Consider the following 6512-nt stretch of genomic DNA (forward strand, 5'->3'; position numbering starts at 1 on the left):
GGCAGGCCGGCGCCAGCCTGGCCCTGCCCGGCGGGTACAGCGAGCAGGCGGTGTACGTGGCGCGCGGCGAGATCGAGCACGCCGGTGAAACCTATGTGCCCGGCCAGTTGCTGGTGTTCGGCAACGACATCGACGCGGTCATCACCGCGAAAGCGAAGAGCACGCTCATGGTCTTCGGCGGCGAGCCGCTGGGCGAGCGCCACGTGTTCTGGAACTTCGTGTCCTCGCGCAAGGAGCGCATCGAGCAGGCCAAGGCCGACTGGGCAGCGGGGCGCTTTGCGCTGCCACCCGACGACAACCAGGAGTGGATTCCGTTGCCGGGGTAGGCCGACTGCATTTCGACGACGTTTGGTATATTCTTACCATTCAGCGATCGATCAACCAGGAGCCAGACATGTCTGCCACCGCCACCCTGTCCAGCAAATTCCAGATCTCCATTCCCAAAGCTGTCCGCGACGAGCTGCGCTGGGAGGCGGGCCAGGAGTTCGTGTTCATTCCCAAGGACAAGGGCGTGCTGGTGATGCCGGTGCCTGAACTCAAACAACTCGCCGGCATCGCCAAAGGCGCAAGCACGGCGGGGTACCGGGATCGCAAGGACCGCTACTGATGGCGGCGCCCTTGCGTGTGGTCGACACCTCGGCGTGGATCGAATGGCTGATCGCCTCGCCGGTCGGCAAAAAACTTGCCAAGGAAATTCCAGATAAAGACCTGTGTGTCGTGCCAACCATCGTGCAGTTGGAATTGTCCAAGTGGTTGTGGCGCGAACTCGGTGAATCGCAGGCCGATCAGGTGATCGCCTACACGATGAAGTGCCAGGTCGCACCGCTGGACACGGCCACTGCGCTGCTGGCAGCTGGCTTGCACCGCCAATACAAACTGGCGACCGCCGACGCCATCGTGTATGCCACGGCGCAGCAGCAGGGCGCAGAACTGCTCACCTGTGACGCCCACTTTGAAGGCCTGCCCGGCGTGGTGTTGTTTTCGAAGTCCCCAACCCACTGAAAGCACATCGGCCAACTGGCGCCACGCCGAACGGTCAGAACCCTTCCAGCACGATCTTGCCGCGCGCCTTGCCGCTTTCCAGCAGCGCGTGCGCACGCCGCAGGTTGGCGGCGTTGATGGTGCCCAGGTGTTCGCCCACGGTGGTGCGCAGTTCGCCCGCGTCCACCCGGCGCGCCACCTCGCCCAACAGCTTGTGCTGCTCGACCATGTCGGGCGTTTCGAACAGGGAGCGGGTGAACATCAGCTCCCAGTGCAGCGACAAGGCCTTGCGCTTGAGCGCCAGGATGTCGATGCTGCCCGGCGCCGGGTCGTCGATCAGGCCGAGCTGGCCTTGGGGCGCGATCAGTTCAACGATCTGTGCGAAGTGGTGTTCGGTCTGCGTGAGGCTCACCACGTAGCGCGGCGCGGGCAGGCCGGCCTGTTTGAGTGCGTCTGCGAGTGGTTGGCTGTGGTCGATGACATGGTGCGCGCCCAGCGCCTTCACCCATTCCACGGTCTCGGGCCGCGAGGCGGTGGCGATCACGGTGAGGCCCGTGAGCTGCCGCGCCAGCTGCACCAGGATCGAGCCCACGCCACCGGCGGCGCCAATCACCAGCAAGGCGTCGCCCGTCTGCGTGGTGTCGCGCGAGACGCGCAAGCGGTCGAACAGCATTTCCCACGCGGTGATGGCGGTCAGCGGCAGCGCGGCGGCTTCGGCATCGGACAGCGAGCTTGGCGCCAGCGAAGTGATGCGCTCGTCCACCAGGTGCAACTGCGCATTGGCGCCCGGGCGGTTGATGGCGCCGGCGTACCAGACGCGGTCGCCGGGCTTGAACATGGTGACCTGCGCGCCGACAGCGCGCACCGTGCCCACAGCGTCCCAACCCAACACGGCCCACTGGCCTGCGGCGGGCACCGAGCGCAGGCGCATCTTGGTGTCCACCGGGTTCACAGCGATGGCTTTCACCTCGACCAGCAAGTCGCGCGCGCCGGGCGTGGGCTCGGGCAGGTCCACGTCTTGCAGCGACAGCGGGTCGGTGATGGGCAGGGCTTGTTGGTAGGCAATGGCTTTCATGGGGGGCTTCCGGGTGGTCAATGAACAGGAAGAAGTGTGCGTGTGGGGACACGCCGCTTGAAGGCCCGACCAGGCGAATCAGTTTCAATGAAAATCGAACGATGACACGCATCGCCGAGCTGGAACTGATCACCCACATTGCCGACCTGGGCAGCCTCACCGCCGCCGCCAAGGCGCTGGACTGGTCACCCGCCGCGGCGAGTGCCGCGCTCAAGCGGCTGGAAGCCGAGTGGGGCGTGGCGGTGTTCGTGCGCAGCACGCGCAGCCTGCGCCTCTCGGCCGAAGGCGAGCGCCTGATGCCCCATGTGCGCCAGGCGCTGCAGGCCATGGGCGAGGCACGTGCCGCCGCACAACCGCACCGCCAGGCCTTGCGCGGCGAGCTGCAGATTTCCATGCCATCCGACCTCGGCCGCCATGTGCTGCTGCCCTGGCTGGAGACGTTTCAACAGCGGCACCCGCAGCTGGCGCTGCGCCTGCACCTGGCCGACCACAACACCGACCTCATGCGCGTGCCGGTGGACATCGCGATCCGTTATGGCGTGCCCACCGACTCGGTGCAGGTCGCCCTGCCGCTGATGCCGGACAACCACCGCGTGCTGGTGGCCTCGCCGGCTTACCTGGCGCGCCACGGCATGCCCACGCGCGCGCAGGACTTGATGCAACACGAAGCCTTGCGCTTCATGCTCGGCGGCGACGTGCCCAAGGTGTGGCGCCTGCAGATCGACGGCCAGTGGGTGGATGTGCCGGTGCGCGGCAGCCGCTCGGCCAACGATGGTGAGGTGGTCAAACGCTGGGCGCTCGCCGGGCTGGGCGTGGCGCACAAGTCGTGGCTCGATGTGTCGGCCGAACTCGCCGCCGGCCAGCTGGTGCGCGTGAACCCGGCCTGGCTGGGCGAGCCCGCGCCGCTGCACCTGGTGTTGCCGGGCCGGCGCCAGATCACACCTGCAGCACGCGCCCTGCGCGGCTGGCTCCAGCAGCAGCTGAAGGCGTTGACCGCCAGCGTGCGCACCTGAACGAAACCGCGGCTCTCAGAACCCGAGGTCGGTCAAACCCGCATGGTCTTGAGGCCGCGCGCCCAGCGGCCAGTGAAACAGCCGTTCGCTCGCAGCGATCGGCCGGTCGTTGATGCTGGCGTGGCGCTGCTCCATGTAGCCGAGTGCGTTGAACTGCCAGTTCTCGTTGCCGAACGAACGAAACCACTGGCCCGAGTCGTCGTGCCATTCGTAGACGAAGCGCACAGCGATGCGGTGGTCGGTGAAGGCCCAGAGCTCCTTGATGAGCCGGTACTCCAGTTCCTTGGCCCACTTGCGCACCAGGAAGGCGTGCACCTGCGCGTGGCCCACCGGAAACTCTGCGCGGTTGCGCCAGCGCGTGTCTTCGGTGTAAACCTTGACCACGCGGTCGGGGTCGCGGCTGTTCCACGCGTCTTCGGCCATGCGCACTTTCTGCGTGGCGGTCTCGGCAGTGAAGGGCGGCAGCGGCGGGCGCGGCTCCATCAGTACTGTTTGTAGGGGAGGAACTTGCCGGAGAGCACCACGTTCACGCGGTCGCCTTTGGGGTCGGCCTGGCGCTGGATGTCCATGCTGAAGTCGATCGCGCTCATGATGCCGTCGCCGAACTCTTCGTGGATCAGTTCCTTGATGGTGGTGCCGTAGACGCTGACGATTTCGTACCAGCGGTAGATCAGCGGATCGGTGGGCACGGGCGTGGGCAGCGAGCCCTTGTAGGGCACGACCTGCAGCCACTTCTGCTCTTCGGTGGTCAGGCCGAAGATCTTGCCCACCACCTTGGCCTCGGCGGCGGACGCCGTCATCTGGCCCAGGCACAGCGCCGTGGTCCATTCCTTGGACTGGCCGACCTTCTTGGCCACGTCGGCCCAGCTGATGCTTTTGGCGACTTTGGTGGAGATGATCTTTTCGGTGACGTCGAGTCGGTTCATGGTTGCCTCGTTGCTTTGTGATGAAGAAAGGAAAGGGAAAAGGGATCAGTGCGCTTTGGCGCGCGAGACCAGGAAGTCCACGATGTGGTTGCGCAGGTCGTAGTAACCATCCAGGTGGTGGAGTTGCGCGCGCGTGCGGCTGCGCGGCAGCGGGTTCACCACCACCTCGGCCATGCCGCCGGGCTTGTAGCCGGTGGGCGTTTCGGTCCCGTTGCTCATCAACAGGATGCGGTCGGCCAGCAGGATGGCCTCGTCCACGTCGTGGGTGATCATGAAAACGGTTTGCTGCGTCTCGCGCACGATGCCCATCAGCTCGTCCTGGATGGTGCCGCGCGTGAGTGCGTCGAGCGCGCCAAAGGGTTCGTCAAGCAGCAACATCTTGGGCTGGATGGCGAAGGCGCGCGCGATGCCCACGCGCTGCTTCATGCCGCCCGAGAGCTGGCTCGGTTTCTTGTCGATGGCCGGCGACAGGCCCACCAGCGCGACGAATTTTTCGGCGTGCTCGTTGATCTGGGTGCGGCTCCACTCGGGCCAGCGCGACTTGACCGCGAACGCGATGTTCTGCCGCACGGTGAGCCAGGGCATGAGCGCGTGGCTCTGGAACACCACGCCGCGCTCCAGGCTGGGGCCGGCGATCTCGCGGCCGTCCATGAAGCAGTGGCCGGAGGTGGCGGTGTCCAGCCCCGCGAGCACGTTGAGGATGGTGGTCTTGCCGCAGCCGCTGTGACCGATGATGCAGACGAACTCGCCCTTGTCGATGGCAAAGGACACGTCGGCGAACACCGGCTTGTCGGCCTGGAAGGCCTTGGCGAGGTTTTCAACCTGGAGGAAACCGGTCATCTTGTGGGCTTTCGTGGGGGCCGGTGTGAGGGGCAGGGGAAGTGACGCCGCTTCGCGCACGCTGGTGTCACTCCACATAGGTCACCGCCTTCTGGAGCTGGGCAAACATGAGGTCGAGCAACATGCCGACCACACCGATCAGCAGCACGGCAAAGATCACGTTGGTGAGCGAGAGGTTGTTCCACTCGTTCCACACGAAGTAGCCCACGCCGGTGCCGCCCACCAGCATCTCGGCGGCCACGATCACCAGCCAGGCGATGCCCATGCTGATGCGCATGCCGGTGAGGATGGTGGGCGCGGCGGCCGGCAGGATCACCTGGAAGGCCTTGCGGATCGGGTTCACTTCGAGCGTGCTGGCCACGTTGAGCCACTCGCGTTTGACAGCGGACACACCGAACGCGGTGTTGATCAGCATCGGCCACACCGAGCAGATGAAGATCACGAAGATGCCGCTAATGTCCGAGTCTTTGAGCGTGTAGAGCGCCAGCGGCATCCAGGCCAGCGGGCTGATGGGTTTGAGCACCTGCACGAACGGGTCAAACGCCTTGCGCATCAGCGGCGACATGCCGATGAGGAAGCCCAAGGGAATGGCCACCGCCATGGCGAGCAGGAAACCCAGACCCACGCGGCCCAGCGAATGCGCGAGCTGGATGCCGATGCCCTTGTCGTTCGGACCCTTGTCGTAGAACGGGTCGGACAGGTGTCCCCAGGTGGCCTTGGCCACCTCGATGGGCGGCGGGAAACCGGTGCTCTTCTCGGCACCGGGGTCCTTGCCCATCATCTTGGCGTACTCGATTTGTTCGGCCGTCATGCCGGTGGACGCGCCGCCAATCGAAGGCCCCGAGGTGGAGAGCTGCCACGCCCCGATGAACACGCAGAAGAGGATCAGCGAGACCAGGGCCGCGCGCAGGTTGAGGCTGGTGGCTTTCATGGTCATGCCGTCTTCTTGATGGCGAAGCTGTTCAGGTACTCAGCCGGCTTCGAAGCGTCAAACGCCTTGCCCATGATGGTGTGCTTGGTGTAGCCACCACCGGCCGCGAACGGCTGGCCCAGGTCCTTCATGTGCTTGCGCGCGTCGGTGATGAGGAACACCTTCTCGGCCACGGCCTTGTAGTCCACCTCGCCCTTGATGTAGCCCCAGCGCTGCATCTGCGTGAGCATCCACACGGCCATGCTCTGCCACGGCATCGGGTCGAAGTCGGCGCGCTCGGGCACGTTCTGGATCTTGCCCAGGCCGTCGGCAAAACGGCCGGTGAGCACCTGGGTCAACACGGCCTCGGGCTGGTTGAGGTACTGGCTGGGCGCGATCACCTTGGCGATGAGTTCGCGGTTCTTCGGGTCGCGCGCCATGGCGGCCGAGGTGAGCACCGCGCGGTACAGCGCCGCGAAGGTGTTGGGGTTCTTCTGGATGAACTCGGTGCTGGTGCCAAACGCGCAGCAGGGGTGGCCGTTCCAGAGTTCGCGGGTGAGCAGGTGGATGAAGCCCACCTCGTCGAACACCGCGCGCTGGTTGAACGGATCGGGGCCAAGGAAACCGTCGATGTTGCCGGCGCGCAGGTTGGCCACCATCTCGGGCGGCGGCACCACGCGGATCTGGATATCCACATCGGGATCAAGGCCGAATTCCGCAACATAGTAGCGAAGCAGGAAGTTGTGCATCGAGTATTCAAATGGCAC

Annotated in this window: 10 protein-coding genes; 4 read left to right on the forward strand and 6 right to left on the reverse strand. The window is 65.4% G+C overall.

Going from position 1 to position 6512, the window contains the following annotated elements; translation table 11 throughout:
- The 3 genes from ACN4F8_RS16870 to ACN4F8_RS16880 form a co-directional block, all read left to right on the forward strand.
- Positions 1–326: pirin-like C-terminal cupin domain-containing protein (locus ACN4F8_RS16870; RefSeq protein ID WP_419474622.1), on the forward strand; the 326-nt coding region annotated here is incomplete at its 5' end.
- Between the two features lie 68 nt (positions 327–394).
- On the forward strand, positions 395–607 hold the full coding sequence (locus tag ACN4F8_RS16875; protein ID WP_419474623.1) for an AbrB/MazE/SpoVT family DNA-binding domain-containing protein: 213 nt from the start codon (positions 395–397) through the stop codon (positions 605–607).
- Positions 607–1002, forward strand: coding sequence for a type II toxin-antitoxin system VapC family toxin (locus ACN4F8_RS16880; protein WP_419474624.1), 396 nt, complete (start codon positions 607–609; stop codon positions 1000–1002). Before ACN4F8_RS16875 ends, ACN4F8_RS16880 begins: the two co-directional genes overlap by 1 nt.
- 34 nt (positions 1003–1036) lie before the next feature.
- On the opposite strand, the gene ACN4F8_RS16885 is transcribed toward ACN4F8_RS16880, so the two are convergent.
- A complete protein-coding gene (locus ACN4F8_RS16885) occupies positions 1037–2056 on the reverse strand; it encodes a zinc-binding alcohol dehydrogenase family protein (RefSeq protein WP_419474625.1) in 1020 nt (339 codons plus the stop codon).
- Positions 2057–2157: 101 nt separating this feature from the next.
- Here ACN4F8_RS16885 and ACN4F8_RS16890 point away from each other — a divergent pair, with 101 nt between their 5' ends.
- Positions 2158–3069 (forward strand): LysR family transcriptional regulator, encoded by a 912-nt coding sequence (locus ACN4F8_RS16890; protein WP_419474626.1) that lies wholly within the window; start codon positions 2158–2160, stop codon positions 3067–3069.
- 15 nt (positions 3070–3084) lie between these two features.
- Here the strand turns inward: ACN4F8_RS16890 and ACN4F8_RS16895 are convergent, their stop codons facing one another.
- The 5 genes from ACN4F8_RS16895 to ACN4F8_RS16915 form a co-directional block, all read right to left on the reverse strand.
- Positions 3085–3552: a DUF1348 family protein gene (locus ACN4F8_RS16895; protein ID WP_419474627.1), complete on the reverse strand. Its 468-nt coding sequence runs from the start codon at positions 3550–3552 to the stop codon at positions 3085–3087.
- Positions 3552–3995: a cyanase gene (gene cynS / locus ACN4F8_RS16900; protein WP_419474628.1), complete on the reverse strand. Its 444-nt coding sequence runs from the start codon at positions 3993–3995 to the stop codon at positions 3552–3554. The genes ACN4F8_RS16895 and cynS overlap by 1 nt, the downstream gene beginning before the upstream one ends.
- Positions 3996–4040: 45 nt before the next feature.
- Positions 4041–4913 (reverse strand): ABC transporter ATP-binding protein, encoded by an 873-nt coding sequence (locus ACN4F8_RS16905; protein WP_419474629.1) that lies wholly within the window; start codon positions 4911–4913, stop codon positions 4041–4043.
- A complete protein-coding gene (gene ntrB / locus ACN4F8_RS16910; RefSeq protein ID WP_419474631.1) occupies positions 4903–5766 on the reverse strand; it encodes a nitrate ABC transporter permease in 864 nt (287 codons plus the stop codon). The genes ACN4F8_RS16905 and ntrB overlap by 11 nt, the downstream gene beginning before the upstream one ends.
- A gap of 2 nt (positions 5767–5768) precedes the next feature.
- A partial coding sequence (locus ACN4F8_RS16915; protein WP_419474630.1) for a CmpA/NrtA family ABC transporter substrate-binding protein occupies positions 5769–6512 on the reverse strand: 744 nt, incomplete at its 5' end.

It is taken from the genome of Hydrogenophaga sp., assembly GCF_048549895.1.
In the GTDB taxonomy this organism is placed as follows: Bacteria; Pseudomonadota; Gammaproteobacteria; order Burkholderiales; family Burkholderiaceae_C; genus Hydrogenophaga.